16 protein-coding genes are annotated in these 21853 nt (G+C 67.8%); 12 read left to right on the top strand and 4 right to left on the bottom strand.

Features of this window, described 5'->3' with window-relative positions:
• Nucleotides 1-112 precede the first annotated feature (112 nt).
• The 3 genes from ACAD63_RS00290 to ACAD63_RS00280 form a co-directional block, all read right to left on the bottom strand.
• A complete protein-coding gene (locus ACAD63_RS00290; protein WP_133096601.1) occupies nucleotides 113-568 on the bottom strand; it encodes a hypothetical protein in 456 nt (151 codons plus the stop codon).
• A gap of 227 nt (nucleotides 569-795) precedes the next feature.
• The gene (locus ACAD63_RS00285; RefSeq protein ID WP_012354346.1) at nucleotides 796-990 is read right to left on the bottom strand and encodes a YbdD/YjiX family protein; all 195 of its coding nucleotides are present in this window, start codon (nucleotides 988-990) and stop codon (nucleotides 796-798) included.
• 25 nt (nucleotides 991-1015) lie between these two features.
• On the bottom strand, nucleotides 1016-3088 hold the full coding sequence (locus ACAD63_RS00280) for a carbon starvation CstA family protein (RefSeq protein ID WP_133096602.1): 2073 nt from the start codon (nucleotides 3086-3088) through the stop codon (nucleotides 1016-1018).
• A 391-nt stretch (nucleotides 3089-3479) separates the two neighbouring features.
• Here ACAD63_RS00280 and ACAD63_RS00275 point away from each other — a divergent pair, with 391 nt between their 5' ends.
• Nucleotides 3480-4898 (top strand): cache domain-containing protein, encoded by a 1419-nt coding sequence (locus tag ACAD63_RS00275; RefSeq protein ID WP_434033289.1) that lies wholly within the window; start codon nucleotides 3480-3482, stop codon nucleotides 4896-4898.
• Nucleotides 4895-5569, top strand: a complete 675-nt coding sequence (locus ACAD63_RS00270) for a response regulator (protein ID WP_135706170.1) — start codon at nucleotides 4895-4897, stop codon at nucleotides 5567-5569. Before ACAD63_RS00275 ends, ACAD63_RS00270 begins: the two co-directional genes overlap by 4 nt.
• Nucleotides 5570-5698: 129 nt before the next feature.
• On the opposite strand, the gene ACAD63_RS00265 is transcribed toward ACAD63_RS00270, so the two are convergent.
• Nucleotides 5699-7555: a phosphoenolpyruvate carboxykinase (GTP) gene (locus ACAD63_RS00265; RefSeq protein ID WP_434033288.1), complete on the bottom strand. Its 1857-nt coding sequence runs from the start codon at nucleotides 7553-7555 to the stop codon at nucleotides 5699-5701.
• A 522-nt stretch (nucleotides 7556-8077) separates the two neighbouring features.
• Between ACAD63_RS00265 and ACAD63_RS00260 the strand changes: the two genes are divergently transcribed.
• From ACAD63_RS00260 to ACAD63_RS00215, 10 genes are all read left to right on the top strand, one after another.
• Nucleotides 8078-9103, top strand: a complete 1026-nt coding sequence (locus tag ACAD63_RS00260; protein WP_135706172.1) for a D-2-hydroxyacid dehydrogenase family protein — start codon at nucleotides 8078-8080, stop codon at nucleotides 9101-9103.
• Between the two features lie 278 nt (nucleotides 9104-9381).
• Nucleotides 9382-10566, top strand: coding sequence for an MFS transporter (locus tag ACAD63_RS00255; protein ID WP_133096607.1), 1185 nt, complete (start codon nucleotides 9382-9384; stop codon nucleotides 10564-10566).
• 171 nt (nucleotides 10567-10737) lie between these two features.
• The gene (locus tag ACAD63_RS00250; RefSeq protein WP_135706173.1) at nucleotides 10738-11376 is read left to right on the top strand and encodes an MOSC domain-containing protein; all 639 of its coding nucleotides are present in this window, start codon (nucleotides 10738-10740) and stop codon (nucleotides 11374-11376) included.
• A gap of 262 nt (nucleotides 11377-11638) precedes the next feature.
• A complete protein-coding gene (locus tag ACAD63_RS00245; RefSeq protein ID WP_434033287.1) occupies nucleotides 11639-12901 on the top strand; it encodes an efflux RND transporter periplasmic adaptor subunit in 1263 nt (420 codons plus the stop codon).
• A gap of 3 nt (nucleotides 12902-12904) precedes the next feature.
• On the top strand, nucleotides 12905-16102 hold the full coding sequence (locus ACAD63_RS00240; RefSeq protein ID WP_434033286.1) for an efflux RND transporter permease subunit: 3198 nt from the start codon (nucleotides 12905-12907) through the stop codon (nucleotides 16100-16102).
• Between the two features lie 56 nt (nucleotides 16103-16158).
• Nucleotides 16159-16995 carry a ChaN family lipoprotein gene (locus ACAD63_RS00235; RefSeq protein ID WP_434033285.1) on the top strand — a complete coding sequence of 279 codons (837 nt, stop codon included), beginning with the start codon at nucleotides 16159-16161 and terminating at the stop codon, nucleotides 16993-16995.
• 376 nt (nucleotides 16996-17371) lie between these two features.
• Nucleotides 17372-18340 (top strand): Bug family tripartite tricarboxylate transporter substrate binding protein, encoded by a 969-nt coding sequence (locus tag ACAD63_RS00230; RefSeq protein ID WP_029046453.1) that lies wholly within the window; start codon nucleotides 17372-17374, stop codon nucleotides 18338-18340.
• Between the two features lie 269 nt (nucleotides 18341-18609).
• Nucleotides 18610-19083 (top strand): tripartite tricarboxylate transporter TctB family protein, encoded by a 474-nt coding sequence (locus ACAD63_RS00225; protein WP_135706177.1) that lies wholly within the window; start codon nucleotides 18610-18612, stop codon nucleotides 19081-19083.
• 28 nt (nucleotides 19084-19111) lie between these two features.
• Nucleotides 19112-20626, top strand: a complete 1515-nt coding sequence (locus ACAD63_RS00220; RefSeq protein ID WP_133096613.1) for a tripartite tricarboxylate transporter permease — start codon at nucleotides 19112-19114, stop codon at nucleotides 20624-20626.
• A 114-nt stretch (nucleotides 20627-20740) separates the two neighbouring features.
• Nucleotides 20741-21799 (top strand): AbrB family transcriptional regulator, encoded by a 1059-nt coding sequence (locus ACAD63_RS00215; RefSeq protein ID WP_135706178.1) that lies wholly within the window; start codon nucleotides 20741-20743, stop codon nucleotides 21797-21799.
• Nucleotides 21800-21853: the final 54 nt, after the last annotated feature.

The raw sequence follows: 21853 nt of genomic DNA, 5'->3' as shown, positions 1-21853 counted from the left end.
GGCAAGTTAACAGCTCGACACCTTGTTTACAACCCCTGCAAAGAAAAATGCCGTTCAGACTTAACTGAACGGCATTAGCCCTTGCGGCCCGTTTTTGCTTCACCCCGGCAGATCAGTCGTGATCGTGGTGATGGCGATGCTTGTGCTTCTTGTGCTTGTAGTGGCCGTTGTTGTAATAACGACGGTCGTCTGCATACGAATTGCTGCGCGAGATATTGCCGCCCAGCGCCGCACCGGCACCGCCCCCCAGGCCGGCGCCAATCAGGCCGCCGGTACGGCCGCCCATGGCGTTGCCCGCCGCGGTACCCGCGCCACCGCCCAGCGCGCCGCCGATGATGGCGCCGGTGCGCTCGCGGCGGTTGGACGTCACGGCGCCGCCTGCGCCGCCACCCACCGCACCACCGATCACTGCGCCGGTGCTGCCGCCGAGCGCGCCGCCCACTGCGGCACCAGCGACGCCGCCGAGCGCGCCGCCCAGGGCGTTGTTCATGTCGCCCGCGAAGGCCGGCAGCGCGCTGGCCGCCAGGGCGAGGGCAATGGTCAGATTGCGAACGGGATGGCGAGTCATATGTCTTGTCCTTTGAATTGCCATGATGTGTCGCAAGTGTAGAGAAGGAGCCCCACGCTTGCTGTAACTACCTGTAAAGCCCTGTAACCCCCTACAGAAACGGCGTAACTGGGCAATAAAAGCGCGGTGAAAATACAACACCTAACAAAAAGACAGGCGATCATGTGATCGCCTGTCTGCTTTGTCTGCACCCGGGCCAGGGCCCGGATGCGTATTTTACCGTGTGCTCAGCAGCACTTGCCCTGCCCGCCGCCGTAGCGCGCTTCCTGGCGCTCGCGGAAGAACTCTTCGTAGCTCATCGGCGCGCGGTCCGGATGCGTGCTCTCCATGTGCGCCACATAGGTCTGGTAGTCGGGCAAGCCGACCATCAGCCGCAGCGACTGCCCGAGATAACGCCCCATCGTTCCCAGTTGTTCCAGCATGGCGGACTCCTTGTCGAGGTCAGGGTCAGGACTGGGCCGAAGCCGCGCCTGGCAGCGGCTCGAACGGCGTTTCCTTGTCGGTCGGGCGGTTCACCGCGCGGGCCTGCAGCGCGGTCTTGAAGCCATAGAACACGATCGACAGCACCACCACCATGAACAGCGCGCACAGGCCGGCGTCCAGGTAGTCGTTGAAGACGATGCGGTGCATCTGCTCCATCGACTTGGCCGGGGCCAGCACCTTGCCTTCGGCAATGGCGGCGCTGAACTTGGCGGCGTGGGTCAGGAAACTGACCTTCGGGTCGGCGTGGAACAGCTTCTGCCAGCCGGCAGTCAGCGTGCAGATCAGCAGCCAGACGGTCGGCACCAGCGTGACCCAGGCGTACTGGCCGCGCTTCATCTTGACCAGCACGCAGGTACCCAGCACCAGCGCCACCGCGGCCAGCATCTGGTTGGAGATGCCGAACAGCGGCCACAGGGTGTTGATGCCGCCCAGCGGATCGACCACGCCCTGGTACAGGAAGTAGCCCCAGGCCGCCACGCACAGCCCGGTGGCGATCAGGTTGGCGGGCAGCGAGTCGGTCTTGCGCATCGACGGGATAAAGCTGCCCAGCAGGTCCTGCAGCATGAAGCGGCCGGCACGGGTGCCCGCGTCGACGGCGGTCAGGATGAACAGTGCCTCGAACAGGATCGCGAAGTGGTACCAGAACGCCATCATGGCCTGGCCGCCCACCACCTGGTGCAGGATGTGCGCGATGCCCACGGCCAGCGTCGGCGCGCCGCCGGCGCGCGAGATGATGGTGTTCTCGCCGACGTCCTTGGCGGTCTGCACCAGCACGTCAGGCGTGATCACGAAGCCCCAGGTCGAGACCGCCTGCGCCACCGCTTCCGGCGTGGTGCCGATCACGGCCGCGGGGCTGTTCATGGCGAAGTACACGCCCGGCTCGATCACCGCGGCGGCCACCAGCGCCATGATGGCGACGAAGGACTCGGCCAGCATCGCGCCGTAGCCGATGAAGCGCGCGTGGGTCTCGTTCTCCAGCAGCTTGGGCGTGGTGCCCGACGAGATCAGCGCATGGAAGCCCGACACCGCGCCGCAGGCGATGGTGATGAACAGGAACGGGAACAGGTTGCCCGACCACACCGGGCCGCCGCCCTCGGCGAACTGCGTGAAGGCCGGCATCTTCAGCTCCGGCGCCACGATCACGATGCCCACCGCCAGCGCGATGATGGTGCCGATCTTCAGGAAGGTCGACAGGTAGTCGCGCGGGGCCAGCAGCAGCCACACCGGCAGCACGGCGGCGATGAAGCCGTAAATGATCAGCATCCAGGTCAGCGCCTTGCCGTCGTAGGTGAACAGCGGGGCCAGCGTCGCGCTTTCATGCACGTACTGGCCGCCGATGATCGCCATCATCAGCAGCACGAAGCCGATCACGGATACTTCGCCGATGCGGCCCGGACGGATGTAGCGGGTGTAGATGCCCATGAAGATGGCGATGGGGATGGTCACCGCCACGGTGAAGGTGCCCCACGGCGAATCGGCCAGCGCCTTCACCACGATCAGCGCCAGCACCGCCAGGATGATGATCATGATCATGAAGCAGCCGAACAGCGCGATCAGGCCCGGCACCGTGCCCATTTCGGACTTGACCAGGTCGCCCAGCGAGCGGCCGTCGCGGCGCGTGGAGATGAACAGCACCATGAAGTCCTGCACCGCGCCGGCGAATACCACGCCGGCCAGCAGCCACAGCATGCCGGGCATGTAGCCCATCTGCGCGGCCAGCACCGGGCCGACCAGCGGGCCGGCCCCGGCGATCGCGGCGAAGTGGTGGCCGAACAGAACCGCCTTGTTGGTCGGCACGTAGTCCAGGCCGTCGTTATGGCGCCAGGCCGGCGTCATGCGTTTCGGGTCGAGCTGCATCACCTTGTCGGCGATAAAGCGGCTGTAGTAGCGGTAGGCGATCAGGTAGATGCAGAGCGCGGCGACCACGATCCACAGTGCGCTGACGGCCTCGCCGCGCGCCAGCGCGACGGTGCCGAAGGCAAACGCGCCGAGCACGGCGACGGCCAGCCACACCAGGTGTTCTCCGATGCGATTCATAGTGAAGGTCTCCTCAGACCGGGATTTGGAAAGCCTGCGGCGGCGAAGGACTGGTAACTGGCAACGGGCTGGGTCGGCGGCGGGCGCGCCTGGGCGGGCAGCTGGGCAATCCGGCGGTGAAGGTGTCTCCTGGGATCTGGCTGCTGCTCGCCCGGTTCGTGTCGTTTCCGGATCTCGTCTTGCAGGCAGGCGGTGCACCATCCGGATAGGCCGGTGCACCAGCTGCGTGGATACGCGCGCCTTGTTGGGGCGGCCTGCGCATCCGGCGTGTAGTATTGACACCCGCCAAACCCCGCACAAGCGCGTAACTACGCAGCACTTCTGCGTAGTACTACGCAAATCGACGGTGGCATGCCGCCTGCGCGGCATCGGTGTTTACCCCCGGTCCTGTATGAAACTCCGCCAGAAGATCCTGTTGCTCGCGGTGGCGCCCCTTGCGGTGGCCATGCTGGGCATCGCGCTTGCCGTGCGCTACCAGGCGACCCAGCTCGCGCAGCATGAGCGCGCGCTGGTCGAAGCCGCTTACCTGCAAAGCAAGGAAATGGAGCTGCGCCACTACGTAGAACTGGCGCAGAGCGCGATCGCGCCGATGGTGCGGTCGGGCCGCACTGATCTGGCCACGCACCAGGCGGCAATGGAGGCGCTGGCCCGGCTCGACTACGGGCCGGACGGCTATTTCTTCCTGTACGACCTGCAGGGCCGCAACCTGATGCACCCGCGCCAGCCCGAGCTGGTCGGCCAGGACTTGTGGACCATGCGCGACCCGCAGGGATCGCTCACCATCCAGCAGCTGATCGCGGCGGCCAGGGGCGGAGGCGGCGCGGTGCGGTACCTGTGGAAAAAGCCGTCATCGCAGCAACTGGTACCCAAGCTCGGCTACGTGGTGTCGGTGCCCGAATGGGGCTGGATGCTCGGCACCGGCATCTACCTGGACGACGTGGAAAGCACGCTGCGCCAGCTCGATGCCCGTGCCGAGACCGATATCCGGGAGACCATGGCCTGGATCGGCGTGATCGCCGCGATCAGCATCCTGCTGGTAGCGGCCAGCGGCCTCGCGCTCAATGTCAGCGAGCATCGCGAGGCCGATGCCAAGCTGCGCCAGCTTGCGCAGCGGGTGGTGCAGTCGCAGGAGGAGGAGCGGGCACGGCTGTCGCGCGAACTGCACGACGGCATCAGCCAGTTGCTGGTGTCGGTCAAGCTGGTGCTGGAGACCGCTACCAACCGGCTGCGGCTGGCTCCGACCGAAGGCGCCGCGGTGGCGCCGGTGCTGGGCATGGCGCTGAACCGGCTCGACACGGTTTTCAATGAAGTGCGGCGGGTGGCGCGCAATTTGCGGCCGGCATTGCTGGACGACCTCGGTCTCTTTGCCGCGCTCCAGCACCTGGCGCGCGAGATGCAGGGCGGCAGCCGGCTGCAGATCTCGGTGATTCAGTCAGGTACCCCGCGCGAGTTGCCCGACGAGCAGGCCACCGCGCTGTTCCGCATCGCCCAGGAGGCGCTGACCAACGTGGAACGCCACGCAAACGCCCGGCACGTCAGCGTGTCGCTGGCATTCGACGCCGACGCCACCCGGCTCACGGTGCGCGACGACGGCGCCGGTTTCGACGTGCCGAGCATGCAGCGCGATCCCCGGCGCGGCATCGGCCTGCGCAACCTGGGCGAGCGCATCGCCGCGTTGTGCGGGCAGTTCGATATTGTTTCCGGCACCGGCGGCACCGAGCTGGTGGCGTCGCTGCCCCTGGCGAAGCCTGCGCCAAAGCCCGCAGCCGTTTCGCATGATCCTGTTTCCGCCGGACCTTCGCAGTCATGACACGTTCCCCTGAATCGAGCCACACCGGCGCACCGGCGCGCGTATTGCTGATCGACGATCACGCGCTGGTGCGCGACGGCATGCGCATGCACCTGGCGCTGCAGCCGGGGCTGCGCGTGGTCGGCGAGGCCGATGGCGGCGAGGCGGCGCTCGCGTGGCTGGACCGTGCCGGCGAGGCTGACCTGCCGGACCTGGTGATCACCGATATCGGCATGCGCGGCATGGGCGGCATTGCGCTGGCGGCCGCGCTCCATGACCGGTATCCGGAGCTGGCGGTACTGATCGTGTCGATGCACGACAACCTGGAGTATGTGCGGCAGGCCGTGCGGGCGGGGGCGCGGGGCTATGTGCTGAAGGATGCGCCGGCCGATGAGCTGATGGCGGCGATCCAGTCGGTGCTGGCGGGGCGGGTGTTCTACAGTGCCCGCATCGCGCGCGGCATGGCCGAGCAGAGCCCGGGACCGCTGGATGCGCTGACCCGGCGCGAGCGCGACATCCTGGGCTGCATCGGGCGCGGGATGGCCAACAAGGAGATTGCGGCGCAACTGGGCGTATCGGTGCGGACGGTCGAAACACACCGGCTCAACCTGAAACGCAAGCTGGGGATCGAAGGGCGCTCGGGGTTGGTGAAGTATGCGGTGGAGACGCTGGGGGATAGCGAGGGGGGCTGACAGGCCCCCAGGACGCCGAAAAGGAGTGCGGTTCTGGGTGCTCCCAGGCCGCCCGAACTCGCCTTGGCAAGGTGTTCTCCCTCTCCCCTCACGGACCTCACGGGGAGAGGGGAGCAAACCGGCAGCGGCTTAGCCCTCCAGCCGCTTGCCCAGCGCCGCGCGCGTTTCCGCCAGCGCCTGCGGCAGGCGATGATTCAGCTGCGTGAACAGCGCATCATGCAGCGCCAGTTCCTCCCGCCAGGCATCGCGATCAATCGAGGTCACCTGCGCAAATTGCGCCGGGGAGAACTCCACCCCATTCCAGTTCAGATCCTCATATCGCGGCGTCGTGCCAAACATGTGTTCGGCGCCCTGCCCCTTGCCTTCCACGCGATCGATCATCCACGACAGCACGCGCATGTTGTCGCCGAAGCCCGGCCACACGAAGTTGCCGTCGGCGTCCTTGCGGAACCAGTTGACGCAGTAGATCTTCGGCAGCTTCGCGCCCGCGACTTCCAGCTTCTGGCCCAGTGCCAGCCAGTGGCCGAAGTAGTCGCTCATGTTGTAGCCGCAGAACGGCAGCATGGCGAACGGGTCGCGGCGCACCACGCCTTGCTGGCCAGCGGCCGCGGCGGTGGTTTCCGAACCCATGGTGGCGGCCATGTACACGCCTTCGGTCCAGTTGCGGGCCTCGGTCACCAGCGGCACGGTGGTCGAGCGGCGGCCGCCGAAGATGAACGCATCAATGGGTACGCCGGCCGGGTTGTCCCAGCTCTCGTCGATCGACGGGCACTGCGACGCCGGCGCGGTGAAGCGCGAGTTCGGGTGGGCAGCCTTGGCGCCGGTCTCCCTGGCGATTTCCGGGGTCCAGTCCTTGCCCTGCCAGTCGATCAGGTGAGCCGGCGCTTCTTTGGTCATGCCTTCCCACCACACGTCGCCGTCGTCGGTCAGCGCCACGTTGGTGAAGATGACGTTCTCCTTCAGCGTCGCCATCGCGTTGTAGTTGGTCTTCTCGCTGGTGCCCGGGGCCACGCCGAAGAAGCCGGCTTCCGGGTTGATCGCGTACAGGCGGCCATCCTGGCCCGGCTTGATCCAGGCGATGTCGTCGCCGATGGTGGTGACCTTCCAGCCCTCGAAGCCCTTGGGCGGAATCAGCATGGCGAAGTTGGTCTTGCCGCAGGCCGACGGGAACGCCGCGGCCACGTGGTACTTCTTGCCCTCGGGCGAGGTTACGCCCAGGATCAGCATGTGCTCGGCGAGCCAGCCTTCATCGCGGCCCATGGTCGACGCAATGCGCAGCGCAAAACACTTTTTGCCCAGCAGCGCGTTGCCGCCGTAGCCCGAGCCGAACGACCAGATCTCACGCGTTTCCGGGAAATGGACGATGTACTTGGTCGGGTTGCACGGCCACGGCACGTCCTTCTCGCCGGCGGCGAGCGGCTTGCCGACGGTGTGCACGCACGGCACGAACTCGCCGTCGGTGCCCAGCACGTCATACACGGCCCGGCCCATGCGCGTCATGATGCGCATATTGACCGCCACATACGGCGAATCGGACAGTTCCACGCCGATATGGGCGATCGGCGAGCCCAGCGGGCCCATCGAGAACGGCACCACGTACAGCGTGCGGCCGCGCATGCAGCCTTCGAACAGGCCATTCAGCGTCTGGCGCATCTCGGCCGGGGCGGTCCAGTTGTTGGTGGGGCCGGCGTCTTCCTGCCGTTCCGAGCAGATAAAGGTGCGGTCTTCAACGCGGGCCACGTCCGACGGATCCGACAGCGCCAGGAACGAGTTCTTGCGCTTGGCCGGGTTCAGCCGCTTCATGGTGCCGGCGGCGACCATGTGCTCGCACAGGCGGTCATATTCTTCCTGCGAGCCGTCGCACCAGTAGATATTGTCGGGCTTGGTCAGCGCGGCGATTCCGGCGACCCAGGCAACCAGCTTGGGGTGCTTGACCCAGGCCGGGGCATTCACTGGCGCCGTGCCTTGCATCGAGGGGTGGTTCATACTGCAACTCCAGGTTTGTAAAGGGAAGGAAGGGAAGGAAACCTTGCAAAGCCTGGCCGGCGGGCGGTTGGTCCGTTGCTCGCGCGGGGGACGGAATCGCGGGATCGCGGCATGGGAGATGGCCCTGTCCCGATCGTCACATCCCGTTACAACTCCGCGGCGGCCCGTGTTGTGCAAAAGGTCGCGGCGGTCCCTGCGGCTGCGCTACAGTTGCGCTTCGCCCGCGCAGGGGTATCTGCGCGCGCCGGGCGGGCTTTGTCCGGCGGCAACCGCGTGTCGGGAGCAAGGCTCGACCGACAATCCGCGGCGGCACCGGAGCGGGCAAGGATACCACTGGCGCACCCCCCTGTTTTTTGCTGCGCAACAATTGACGCCGTTGTTTCGCAAGAGATGTTCCACCTCGCGGCGGGCCGGCATGCTGGCGCCGACGCTGGGTTATCCACAATACTGTTGGGCGGCGCGCGGCTCGGTTGCCGCGCGCACCAACCGGCACAAGCGCCGGAAGACAAACCAGAGTTGCCGATGAAGATTGCCGTACTCGACGATTACCAGGACGCCGTGCGCAAGCTGCCGTGCTTCAGCCTGCTGGAGGGACACGACGTCAAGGTGTTCAACAACACCGTCAAGGGCGTGGGCCAGCTGGCAGCGCGCCTGTCGGACGTGGAAGCCGTGGTGCTGATCCGCGAACGCACCCGTATCACCCGGCAACTGCTGGAAAAACTGCCGAAACTGAAGCTGATCAGCCAGACCGGCAAGGTCGGCGCCGGTCCGGGCAGCCATATCGACCTGGATGCCGCCACCGACCGCGGCGTGGCGGTGCTGGAAGGCGTCGGCTCGCCGGTGGCGCCGGCCGAGCTGACCTGGGCGCTGATCATGGCCGCGCAGCGGCGCATTCCGCAGTACGTGGCCAGCCTCAAGCACGGCGCGTGGCAGCAATCGGGGCTGAAATCGACCACCATGCCGCCCAACTTCGGGCTGGGCCAGATGCTGCGCGGCCAGACCCTGGGCATCTGGGGCTACGGCAAGATCGGCCGCCTGCTGGCCGGGTATGGCAAGGCCTTCGGCATGCGGGTGATGGTGTGGGGCCGCGAGGCCTCGCTGGAGGCCGCGCGCGCCGACGGGCTGGACGTGGCCGCCTCCAAGGACCAGTTTTTTGCCGACAGCGACGTTTTGTCGCTGCACCTGCGGCTGAACGACGACACCCGCGGCATCGTCAAGCTGACCGACCTGACGCGGATGAAGCCCACCGCGCTGTTCGTCAACACCAGCCGCGCCGAGCTGCTGGAAGAGAACGCGCTGGTCACCGCGCTTAACCGCGGCCGCCCGGGCATGGCGGCGGTCGACGTGTTCGAATCCGAGCCGATCCTGCAGGGGCACGCGCTGCTGCGCATGGAGAACTGCATCTGCACGCCGCACCTGGGCTATGTCGAGCGCGACAGCTATGAGCTGTACTTCCGCACGGCTTTCCAGAACATCCTGGACGTGCTGGGCGGCAATCACGGCTGCATCGTCAATCCCAAGGCGTTGACACCGGCGCTGTCGCGCTGAGGCGTTACGGTAGCTGCCGGGGCGGGTCGGCGCTGGCATTCCGCCTCGCGTCACTTCGTAGAGGCTCCCCCACCCCTCTCCCACTTCGCGGGAGCGAGCGCGGCAGAGGGGAGCCTGGTTCACATGGCGTGGGCTATGGCCAGGGCGGATTGCGCTGTCAACGCGAATCCGCCAATCCCGCTACACTCGGGACTTCCCTAACCGCCGGCCGCAACGGCCATGGCGGCAGCCCCGACAACAACAAGCGCCCGCGCGCACCCCCTCTTCCCAAGGCCGGCATGGATCCCAGGCTCGTGACGCTCTGCGTCGGCAATTTCGTCATCGGCACCGGCGCGATGATCGTGACCGGCATGTTGAACGATATTGCCGGGGATTTCGGGCTGGGCGCGGCCAGTGCCGGGCAGCTGATTTCAGTATTCGCGCTGGCCACCTGCGTGGGCGCGCCGCTGTTTGCCACGCTGGGTTCGCGCATCGACCGCCGCTTGCTGCTGGCGGGGTCGCTGCTGGTCTATGCGGTGATGCACCTGGCGGCCGCCTTTGCGCCCAGCTTCGCGGCGCTGATGGTGATCCGCTTCCTGACGGCGATCGGCGCCGCCATCTACACACCGCAGACCGCGGCGACGCTGCCGCTGCTGGTCAATGCGCAGACGCGCGGCCGTGCCATCAGCTTTGTCTTCCTGGGCTGGAGCGTCGCCAGCGTGGTGGGCGTGCCACTGGGCACCTGGATCTCGACCACGCTGGGCTGGCGCGTCAGCATGGGCCTGGTGGGCGCACTGGCGCTGCTGGTGTCGGCGGCGGTCTGGCGGGCGCTGCCGCGCGGGCTGTACGTGGAGCCGGTGGGGCGCGAGGCCTGGGCCGCGGTGCTGCGCCACAAGCCGGTCATGCTGGTGGTGCTGACCACCATGGTGTCGTCGGCCGGCATGTTCACCATGTTTACCTATGTCGCGCCGCTGATGCGCGATGTCTACGGCATCAGCGGCGGCGCGCTCAGCCTGATGTTCCTGGCCTATGGCGCCTGCGGCGTGTTCGGCAATGCGCTGGCGGCGTCGCGCATGGATCGCGTCACCCCGAGCCGGATCGTGCAGGTGGCCCTGCTGACCTCGGTGACCGCCATGGTGCTGTGGCCGCTGGCGGGCCTGGGCGGCGTGGCGCTGGTGCTGCTGTTCATGCTGTGGGGGCTGGGCGGGTTTGCCACCAACAGCGCGCAGCAGGCGCGGCTGGTCTTGCTGGCGCCGGAGCGCGCCTCGGCCTCGATCTCGCTGAACTCTTCGTCGATCTACCTCGGGCAGGCTGCAGGCGCGATGGCCGGCGCCGGCATCTATACCCTGGCCGGGGTCGATTCGCTGCACTGGGGCGCCGCGGCGCTGATGCTGGCGGCGCTGGCGGTGTCGCAGCGCGCCCGTTCGCTGGGCTGCCAGTGGCAGCGCCCGCAGGCTCCGCAGCAGGCTCCCAACGCCGGCTGAAACCAAGGCCCGGGGGCGTCCTGTCCCCGGGAGCGACCTGCCTCGCCGTGCACGCGGCGTCTTGTGAGGCACCGCACGAAGCACTTGTCCACAGTGTTATCCGCCCCCTTATCCTCAGGGATATCCGCAGCTTATCCACATCTCTTTCCACAACCACAAGCGGGGGCGCACGTGAGCGATTCCGGACGCTGGCAAGGCAATGCACGCGTGCTGGCCGTGAGCCTTGGCAAGGCGATCCCGCTGGTCGTGGCCGGCGCAGGCACCGAGGCGGTGGTGCTGTCCGGCATCCGCAAGCATCCCGTCAGCACCCTGCTGCACCCGCTCTCGGTGCAGGTGCGGCCGCTGGGCATGGCCGGCGACGAGCAGGCCGACCTGACCGTCCACGGCGGCCGGGACAAGGCGGTCTACGCCTATCCGTCCGAGCACTACCCCTGGTGGAATGCGCGCCGGCGCGCTTGCGGGCAACCCGAATCGGCACAGCCGCTGCCGTTCGGCGCTCTGGGCGAGAACCTGAGCCTGGAAGGCCTGCTGGAGTCCGACCTGTGGATCGGCGACCTGGTGCGCGCCGGGACGGCGCTGCTGCGGGTGGAGGCGCCGCGCCGGCCCTGCTACAAGTTCAATGCCGCGCTCGGCTACCGCCACGCGGTGCGCGACATGGTGCAGAGCGGGTATTCGGGCGTCTACCTGAGCGTGCTGGTGACCGGCCAGGTTCGCGCCGGCGACGCCATCATTGTGCAGCCGGGGCCACGCGAACTGTCGATCGACAGCGTCAACCAGTGGCGTCGTGACAGCCGGCGGCAGCTTTTCTGATAATGTTTGTCTAACGATACAAGCGCCTCGCCAACTTCATTTCCGGTTTCCTCCGTGGTCCGGAGGGCGCTTGCCGGCGCCCGTCTTCCCGATACCGCCTTACACCCCTGTAACGGACTGTAATACGCGACGCTGGCTCCGGCCGGCGAAGCGCGGTACTAGTAGAGTCTTTGCGCAGCACGCGCCGGCGACATTCGATCACAACAAGCCGGCGCGGATCACGGGGAGTAGCGCAAGACGCGGTGCAGAGGGTCCACACAACATGAAAACTGACAGGATCGACCAGCCCAAGGGGTTCGTCGACAGCAACTGGAGTGCGGCCGCGGGAACCGGGCGCGGCCGGGTTTCGCCGTGGGTACTGGTCTTGGCAGTGCTGGTGCTGGGCGGGCTGGGCTGGTCTGCCTGGCGCACGTGGCTGGCGCCCAAGCCGGCGCCCAAGCCGCCCGCCGCGGCGGTGGTCACCACCGCGCTGGTGCAGCAGGGTGACGTGCCGCTGCAGGTCACGGCCAACGGCAATGTCACCGCGCTGTCCACGGTCGAGGTGCGGCCGCAGGTGTCCAGCACGGTGCGCACGGTCCATATCAAGGAAGGCCAGACGGTCAAGCCGGGCGACCTGCTGTTCTCGCTCGACACGCGCATGGACGAGGCCAACCTGGCCAAGGCCCAGGCGCAGCTGCTGAAGGACCAGGCCGACCTGGCCGACGCCCGCCGCACGCTGGCGCGCAGCAAGGAACTGCTCGAGCGCAACTTCATTTCCAGGAGCGCAGTCGATACCGCGCAGGCCAGGGTCGATGGCTCCGAAGCCACCGTGCGCGCCGACCAGGCCGCCATCGAGGCCAGCCGCGTGGCGATCAGCTATGGCTCGATCCGCGCCACCATCAGTGGCCGCACCGGCGTGATCAACGCCTTCCCGGGCTCGCTGGTGCTGCCTACCGGCGCCGTGCCGATGGTCACCATCGCGCAGGTGCAGCCGATCGCAGTGACCTTCAGCCTGCCCGAGCGCCAGCTGGCGGCGCTGCGCGAAGCGCTGCAGGCCGGCCCGGTACAGGTCATCGCCCAGCCCAACGACGGCAGCAAGACCCCGGTGACCGGCAAGATCACCTTCGTGGACAACACGGTCGATCCGCAGTACGGCACCATTCGCGTCAAGGCCCAGTTCGGCAACGAAGAGCAGCGGCTGTGGCCGGGCACCTACGCCAACGTCAGCGCGGTGGTGCAGACGCTCAAGGGCGCGCTGTCGGTGCCGCCGCAGGCGGTGGTGACCGGCCCCGAAGGGCGCTTTGTCTACGTGGTGCAGCCCGACAGCAAGGTCGCGCGCGTGCCGGTGCAGGTGATCACCACCACCGCCGCCGCGGCCGTGGTGGAAGGCGTGCAGCCCGGCGCCCGCGTGGTGGTGGAAGGCACGCAGAACCTGCGCCCGGGCGCGCTGGTGCGCGAGGCGCCGGCCGGCGCCGCCTCCGGTGCGGCCGCCGCGCGGCCAGCCAGTGCCGCGAACGTTGCCGCCAATGCCGCCGCGGGGCACTGAGCCATGACGCTGTCCGAACTCTGCATCCGCCGTCCGGTGATGACGGTGCTGCTGTGCCTGGCCGTGGTCGTCACCGGCATCGTGCTGTACCCGACCATCCCGATCGCCGCGCTGCCCAGCTTCAACTCGCCGGTGATCCAGGTCACCGCGACGCTGCCGGGCGCGAGCCCGGAAACCATGGCGGCTTCGGTGGCGACGCAGCTGGAAAAGCAGTTCGCCACCATCCCCGGTGTGTCGGTGATCAGCTCGTCGAACACGCTCGGCAACTCCAGCATCACCATCGAATTCAACAGCGACCGCGATATCGACGACGCGGCCGTGGACGTGCAGGCGGCCCTGTTCCGCGCGCAGCGTTCGCTGCCGATCGAGATGACGACGCCGCCGTCGTACCGCAAGGTCAACCCGGCCGACGCGCCGGTGCTGCTGCTGGCGATCAACTCGCCGGCGATGAGCCTGGCGGACCTGAATGCCTTCGGCGACAACCTGATCTCACCCACGCTGGCCACGCTGCCGGGCGTGGCGCAGGTGCAGATCTTCGGGCAGAAGCGCTTTGCCGTGCGCGTGCGCGCGCACCCGGATGCGCTGGCAGCGCGCGGCCTGACGCTGGACGAGCTGGCCACCGCGCTGAACCGCGCCAACGCCAACACCCCCGTGGGCACGCTCGACAGCGCGCGCCAGACGCTGACTATCCAGGCCAACCGGCAGATGACCAATGCGGATGCCTTCCGCAACATCATCGTCGCCAGCCAGCCCAACGGCGCGCTGGTGCGGCTGTCCGACGTGGCCGAGGTCGAGGACAGCGTCGAGACCATCAAGACCGGCAGCTGGCTTAACAACGAGCGCTCGATCGTGCTGGCCGTGCTGCGCCAGCCCGACGCCAACACCGTGGCGGTGGTCGATGCGATCCAGGCCGCCCTGCCCCGCCTGATCGGGCAGATGCCGGACTCGGTCAACGTGGCGGTGGTCAACGACCGCTCGCGCTCGATCCGCGAATCGATCCACGACGTGCAGTTCACGCTGGCGCTGACGGTGGCGCTGGTGGTGATGGTGATCTTCCTGTTCCTGCGCCGCGCCGCCGCCACGCTGATCCCCACCGTGTCGCTGCCGATCTCGCTGATCGGCACGGTGGCGCTGATGAAGGCGTTCGGCTACAGCCTGGACAACGTCTCGCTGCTGGCCATTACGCTGGCGGTGGGGCTGGTGGTGGACGACGCCATCGTCATGCTCGAGAACATCGTGCGCCATATCGAGGAAGGCGTGCCGCCGCTGAAGGCCGCGCTGGTGGGCTCGCGCGAGATGGGCTTCACCATCCTGTCGATCTCGATCTCGCTGGTGGCGGTGTTTATCCCGATCTTCTTCATGCCCGGCGTGATCGGGCTGCTGTTCCACGAGTTCGCCGCGGTGGTGTCGCTGTCGATCCTGGTGTCGGCAGCGGTGTCGCTGACGCTGATCCCGATGCTGTGCGCGCGTTTCCTGTCGGCCGAAAACGTGCCGGTCGACGAGTCGCACCACGCTTATGGCGACCACGCGTTGGCGCAGCCTGCCGTGCCACAGAGGCAGACCATCGGCATGCGCTCCACGCAGTGGTTCGAGAACCTGTTCGAGTTCACGCTGCACCGTTATGCGCGCGGACTGGACTGGTGCCTGGCGCACCGGCGCACGGTGCTGGTGGCGGCGGGTCTGACCTTCGTGCTGACCGCGGTGCTGTTCGTCACGATCCCCAAGGGCTTCTTCCCGGAGGAAGACATCGGCCAGATCCGCGTCAATGCCGAAGGGCCGCAGGACATTTCCTTTGATGCCATGTCCGAGCGCCTGCGCGATGCGGCCGAGCGCATGCGCGCCAACCCCGCGGTCAAGAGCATCGTGGTGGCGATCGGCGGCGGCCCGTCGCCGGCCATCAACACCGGGCGCATGTTCGTCGAGCTCAAGCCGCGCGGCGAGCGCAACGCGATGCCCAAGGTGATCGAGTCGCTGCGCCGCGACGTGGCCGGCGTGCCCGGGCTGGCGGTGTATTTCGCGCCGGTGCAGAACCTGCAGCTCGGCGGGCGCCAGAGCAAGAGCCGCTACCAGTACACGCTGCAAAGCGTGAAGGCCGGCCAGCTGCAGGACTACTCCGACAAGCTGATGGCGAAGATGCGCGCCGACAGCCTGTTCCGCGATGTCACCAGCGACTCGCAGCAGTCGGGCCTGGAGGCGCACCTGTCGATCGACCGCGACAAGGCCAACGCGCTCGGCGTGCAGATGCAGGACGTGCGCACCGCGCTGTATTCGGCGTTCGGCGAGCGGCAGGTGTCGACCATCTACACGCCGATCGACAACTACTACGTGATCCTGCAGGCGGCCGACCTCGACCGCGTCGACGAGACCGCGTTCGCCAAGCTCTACGTGCGCAGCAAGACCGGCCAGATGGTGCCGCTGTCGGCGTTCGCCACCACCGAGCGCCGCGTCGGCCCGATCGCGGTCAACCACCAGGGGCAGCTGCCGTCGGTGACGGTGTCGTTCAACCTTGCGCCGGGCGCGGCGCTGGGCGACGCGTCGGCGCGCATCGACCGCTACAAGCAGGAGATCGCGATGCCGACGTCGATCTTCACCAGCTGGGGCGGCGACGCGGCGGTGTTCCAGTCATCGCAGGCCACGCAGATCGTGCTGCTGGTGGCGGCCATCGCGGTGATCTACACGCTGCTGGGCGTGCTGTACGAGAGCTACATCCACCCGCTGACCATCCTGGCGGGACTGCCGTCGGCCGCGGTCGGCGCGCTGCTGACGCTCTTTGTCTTCAATATCGAGCTGTCGCTGATCGCGGTCATCGGCGTGCTGATGCTGATCGGCATCGTCAAGAAGAACGCGATCATGATGATCGACTTCGCGCTGGCGGCGCAGCGCGAGCAAGGCATGACGCCGGCCAGGGCAATCCGGCAGGCATGCCTGCTGCGCTTCCGTCCGATCATGATGACTACCTTCGCCGCGGTGATGGGCGCGCTGCCGCTGGCGCTGGGCCTCGGCGCCGGCGCCGAGTTGCGCCAGCCGCTGGGCCTGGCGGTGGTCGGCGGGCTGCTGTTCTCGCAGGTGATTACGCTGTTCATCACGCCGGTGATCTACCTGGCGCTGGACAGGTTCTCGGGCACGGGGCCGCTGCAGATCGACTCGGAAGGCAACAAGCTGCCGGAGAAGGTGCCTGGGGAGACGGTGCGGCAGCACTGAGGGCGCTAGCCGGATCCATGCTAACGAACGAAACAAGAAAAAAAGGAAGCCGCGTGATGTCATTCCGCTTGCGCGTTCCGACCATGCTGGCCGCAGCTGCCGCCTTGCTGACCGCAGGCTGTGCTGCCTCGGGCCCCTCGCCGGCTGCCGTCAGCGCCGGCTTTGCCGGCAAGCCCTACGTGCTGCTGGGCGAGGTCCATGACAATGCCGCCGGACAGCAGCAGCGGCTGGCCGCGCTGACGCGCGCGGTCGAGCAGGGCTGGCGTCCGGCCATCGCCATGGAGCAGTTCGACCGCGAACGGCAGCCCGATATCGACCGTGCCCGCAAGGAGCGGCCCAAGGATGCCGACTACCTGATCGCGCAGGCCGGCGGTGGTGCCTGGCAGTGGCCGCTGTACCGGCCGGTGGTGGCGCTGGCGCTGCAGTACGACCTGCCGCTGGTCGCGGCTAACCTGTCGCGCGCGGATGCGGGGAAGATCGTGCGCGGTGGGCTGGACGGGCTGTTCCCGGCGCACGAGCGGGAGAAGCTTGGCCTGACGGGAGAGTTGCCGCCTGACCTGGTGGCGGCGCAGACCGCTGTGCTTGACCGCGGGCACTGCGGCAATTTCCCCAAGGCAATGCTGCCCGGCATGCTGGCGGCACAGGCGGCGCGCGACGCGGTGATGGCGCGGGCGCTGCGGCCTTACGCGCAGCGCGGCGCGGTGCTGATTGCGGGCAACGGGCATGTGCGGCGCGACGTGGGGGTGCCGCGCTGGCTTACTGGCGAGGCCGGCAAGGTTGTCAGCGTGGGCTACGTGGAGAGCGCGGCGGCGGACGGCGAGTTCGACCTGGCGGTGGTGGTGCCGGCGGTGGCGCGCAAGGATCCTTGCTTGCAGGCGGTGCCTGCAGGGTGAGCGCTATTGAGCTATTGCAGGGCTGCAGTCCCCGGATGCGCGGGCCCTCTCCCGCCCGTCCACATGCCAATCCCCCGCTATCCACGTAAACCCCAACCCCTTCCCACCACTTTTGACAGCCTTTTGACAGTTTCCCCCGCCTAGAATCCGCCCCATGACCGCTAACCCCGGTCTGATGTTCACCAATAATCCAAGAACAGTCCCGGCCACGCCCCGCTGCGCCCGGACAGGAGACAAGCCCGGCAGCGCCCCGTGCGCCGCCGGCAAGCCGTGTCCCAGTCCCCAGCAACGCTCAGGCTGCCGCCGGAACCCCCGGGTCGGATCGCGGCCAGCCAGTGACTGGCAAGCGATCACCGGTACAACCAAGGAGACCGCTATGCGCCGTTCGATTTCCCGTTTTGCCCATGCCGCGCTGGCATCGGCCGCCGTTGCCGCCACCGTCGTTGCCGCGCCCGCCTACGCGCTGGACAGCGTCAAGGTCATGATCGGCGCCAACCCCGGCGGCGGCTATGACCAGACCGGCCGCTCGCTGGGCGCCGCGATGATCGCAGCCGGCCAGGCCAAGACCGCTTCGTACGACAACAAGGGCGGCGCCGGCGGCACCATCGCGCTGACGCAGTTCGTCAACACCGACAAGGGCAACCCCAACGCGCTGATGGTGGTGGGTGCCGTGATGGTCGGCGCGATCGAGACCAACAAGCCGCCGGTCACGCTGAAGAACGCCACGCCGATCGCGCGCCTGTTCGCCGACACCATGGTCATCACCGTGCCGGCCAGCTCGCCGATCAAGTCGATCAAGGACCTGACCACGCAGCTCAAGGCCAACCCGGGCAGCGTCAGCTGGGGCGGCGGCTCCAAGGGTTCGATCGACCATATCCTGGCCGGCCTGGTCGCCAAGGAGAGCGGTGTCGATCCCAAGAAGATCAACTACGTGCCGTTCCAGGGCGGCGGCGAAGCCTCGGCCTCTATCATGGGCGGCCACGTGACGGTGGGCATCGCCGGCGTGTCGGAATTCCTGCCCTTCATCAAGAGCGGCAAGATGCGCGCGCTGGCCGTGACCTCCAAGGACCGCACCGCCGACATCCCGACGCTGAAGGAGCAGGGCGTCAACGTCGAGATCTACAACTGGCGCGGCGTGTATGGCGCGCCCGGCACCACGCCCGAGCAGCGCAAGGCCATGATCGATGCGGTGGTCAAGGCCACCGAGAGCAAGGCCTGGAAGGACACGCTGCAGAAGAACGACTGGACCCCGTTCCTGCTGACCGGCGATGAGTTCGGCAAGTTTGTCGACAGCGAATCGACCCGCCTGGGCGGCACGCTGCGCGAGCTGGGCGTCGCCAAGTAAAGCCCGCTGCCGCGCCAAGCCGGCGCGGCCTGTGAACCCCCCCGTTACCGCATCAGAAAACCGCATCAAACCGCTTTACCTGTCGTGCCTGCCAACACCGCCGGCGATCCCGGCGGCAGGAAAACGGCATGGGGCCCGGTGTCCACCTGCGATACCGAAGACAACAACCATATGTCGCCGGGCCTCATTGCCGCGCGGGCCGCAAGCTTAGCTAAGCCAGCGTCGCGGACGCCAGCCCCCTTGCTGGCGACAAAGGCCAAGGAGTCTCCATGAAACCCTCGCACGTTGCCATCGGCGTTGCCGTCCTGGCGCTTTCGCTGTTCTTCTTTCTCGGCCTGTCGGGCATTACCGGCGAAGAGGGCTATGCCGGCCTGTCGCCGCGCTTCGTGCCCACGCTGGTGGCCGTCGGGCTGGCGGTGTGCGGCGCGCTGCTGACGTGGCAGGGCGTGCGCGGCGGCTTCCACAACATGCCGGAGGAAGATGCCGAACTGCCCAGCGCGCCGCACAACTTCAAGGGCTTCCTGTGGGTGGCCGCCGGCCTGGTGCTGAACATGGCGCTGATCGGCACGCTCGGCTTCGTGTTTTCTTCCACGCTGCTGATGATGTGCGTGGCGCGCGGCTACGGCAGCCGCCGCATCGTGCGCGACCTGATCGTGGGCCTGTGCATCACGGTGCCGATGTGGGCGCTGTTTGAATTCCTGCTCGGCATCAACCTGCCGCTGCTCCCCATCGCCGGCTTCTGAGCCCGCCCGTCCAGCAAGGAGTCTTCGAATGGAAACGCTGAACATGCTGATGCACGGCTTTGCCGTCGCGATCACGCCGATCAACCTGATGTGGGCGCTGGTGGGCTGCTTCCTGGGCACCGCCATCGGCGTGCTGCCGGGCATCGGCCCCGCGCTGACGGTGGCGATGCTGCTGCCGCTGACCGCCAAGGTCGAACCCACCGCCGCGCTGATCATGTTCGCCGGCATCTACTACGGCGCGATGTACGGCGGCTCGACCACGTCGATCCTGATGAACACGCCGGGCGAATCGTCCACCATGGTCACGGCCATGGAAGGCAACCTGATGGCCAAGAACGGCCGCGCCGGCCCGGCGCTGGCGACCGCGGCGATCGGCTCGTTCGTGGCCGGCACCATCGCCACCGTGATGCTGTCGCTGTTCGCGCCGGTGGCGGCCGACGTGGCGCTGCAGTTCGGCCCGGGCGAGTACTTCATGATCATGCTGCTGGCCTTCACCACGGTTTCCGCGGTGCTGGGCTCGTCGCTGCTGCGCGGCATGACGGCGCTGTTCCTGGGCCTGGGCATCGGGCTGATCGGCATGGATTCGCTGTCGGGCCAGACCCGCTACTCGATGAACGTGCAGGAGCTGTATGACGGCATCGACATCGTGGTGGTGGCCGTCGGCCTGTTCGCCGTGGGCGAGGCCCTGTTCAATGCGTTCTTCCCGCAGCCGGACGGCACCTTCAACAAACTCAGCTCGGTCCACATGAACAAGTCGGACTGGAAGCGTTCGCTGCCGGCGTGGATCCGCGGCACGTTTATCGGCTTCCCGTTCGGCCTGATCCCCGCGGGCGGCGCCGAGATCCCGACCTTCCTGTCGTATGCGACCGAGAAGAAGCTGTCGGACCACAAGGAAGAGTTCGGCAAGGTCGGTGCGATCGAAGGCGTGGCCGGCCCGGAAGCCGCCAATAACTCGGCCGTGACCGCGACGCTGGCCCCGCTGCTGACGCTGGGCATCCCCACCTCGAACACCACCGCGATCCTGCTGGCCGCGTTCCAGAACTACAACCTGCAGCCGGGCCCGATGCTGTTCCAGACCTCGGGCGACCTGGTGTGGGGCCTGCTGGCGTCGCTGTATATCGGCAACGTCATGCTGCTGGTGCTGAACCTGCCGGCGATCGGCCTGTGGGTGCGCATGCTGCGCGTGCCCACGCCGCTGCTGTACGGCGGCATCCTGATCTTCGCGGGCCTGGGTGCGTACGGCATCCGCCAGTCGTGGTTCGACCTGCTGTTGCTGTTCGTGGTCGGCCTGCTCGGCATGGTGATGCGCCGCTTCGACTTCCCGACCGCGCCGGTGATCGTCGGCATGATCCTGGGACCGATGGCGGAGAAGCAGCTGCGCAATGCGCTGTCGATCGGCCAGGGCGACTGGAGCCTGTTCGTGCGCCAGCCGATCTCGGCCACCATCCTGGCGCTGACCGTGGCGGTGGTGGTGATCCCGCGCCTGCTGCGCTGGCATGCCGCGCGCGGCTCGGCGCATGCGCAGGCTGACAACGCGGCGTGATGCGCGTTAGCATGCGGTAGTTTCCGGGGCCCGGCGCCATGGCGTGCGGGCCCTTTGCATTTCCATCCCCTTAAAACAACAAGCGCCGGCGCCTGCGCGCCAGGCCGCTGACCGATGAGTCTCGCCGCCAACCGCTGGCTGTCCGCGGTGCCCACGCTGGCACTGGGGCTGGCCGCCGCCCTGCTTTGCACCGTCCTGCATACCCCGCTGCCGTGGATGATCGGCCCGCTGCTGGCCGTCGCCTCGGCACGCATGTGGGGCGCCGACCTGCGCGCGCCGTCGCAGGCGCGCAATGCCGGGCAGTGGGTGATCGGCGCCTCGCTCGGGCTGTATTTCACGCCCGACGTGGTGGCGCGGCTGGTGGAGTTCCTGCCGTACATCGTCGCCGGTTCGCTGTTCGCGCTGGCGATGGGCGCGGGCGGCGCGCTGATGCTGCGCCGGACCACCGGGGTCGCCTTCAAGACCGCCTACTTTTCCACAGCCATCGGCGGCGCTTCCGAGATGGCCAACCTGGCCGAGCGCAACGGCGCGCGCATCGACCAGGTCGCGGCGGCGCATTCGCTGCGGGTGCTGATGGTGGTGGTGACGGTGCCGGCGATCTTCCAGTACGGCGGCATCCATGGGCTTGACACGTACATCCCCGGGCCGCGCGTGGTCAGCGCGCCGGGCCTGCTGGCGCTGGTGGCAATCACGCTGGGCGTGGCGCTGCTGGTCAGGCGCCTGAACATGCCCAACCCGTTCGTGATCGGCACGCTGCTGGCGGCCGCGGTGCTGACGGCATCGGGCATCGAGCTGTCGGCGATCCCGGCCTGGATGAGCCGCGCCGGCCAGCTGCTGATCGGGGTGTCGCTGGGCGTGCGCTTTTCGCGCGAGTTCCTGCACACCGCGCCGCGCTTCCTGTCGGGCGTGGCGCTGTACACGGTGCTGGCGCTGGTGGTGTCGGCGCTGTTCGGCTGGGCGCTGGCTGCGCTGTCGGGCGCGCACCCGGCCACCATGATCCTGGCCTCCACGCCCGGCGGCATTGCCGAGATGTGCATCACCGCCAAGGTGCTGGAGCTGGGCGTGCCGCTGGTGACGGCCTTCCATGTGATCCGGATGGCCTTCGTGGTGCTTGCCACCGGCCCCCTGTATCATTGCCTGAAGCATCGCGTCGCGCCGGGGGAGACAGCGTAAGGTCGGCCACGGTCGGCCACGGGTGCGGCCAGGAACATGGATACAAGAACGAGG

This window comes from Cupriavidus sp. a3 (assembly GCF_051015765.1).
GTDB classification, from domain to species: domain Bacteria; phylum Pseudomonadota; class Gammaproteobacteria; order Burkholderiales; family Burkholderiaceae; genus Cupriavidus; species Cupriavidus oxalaticus_A.
This window is presented reverse-complemented; position numbering and strand designations above follow the sequence as displayed.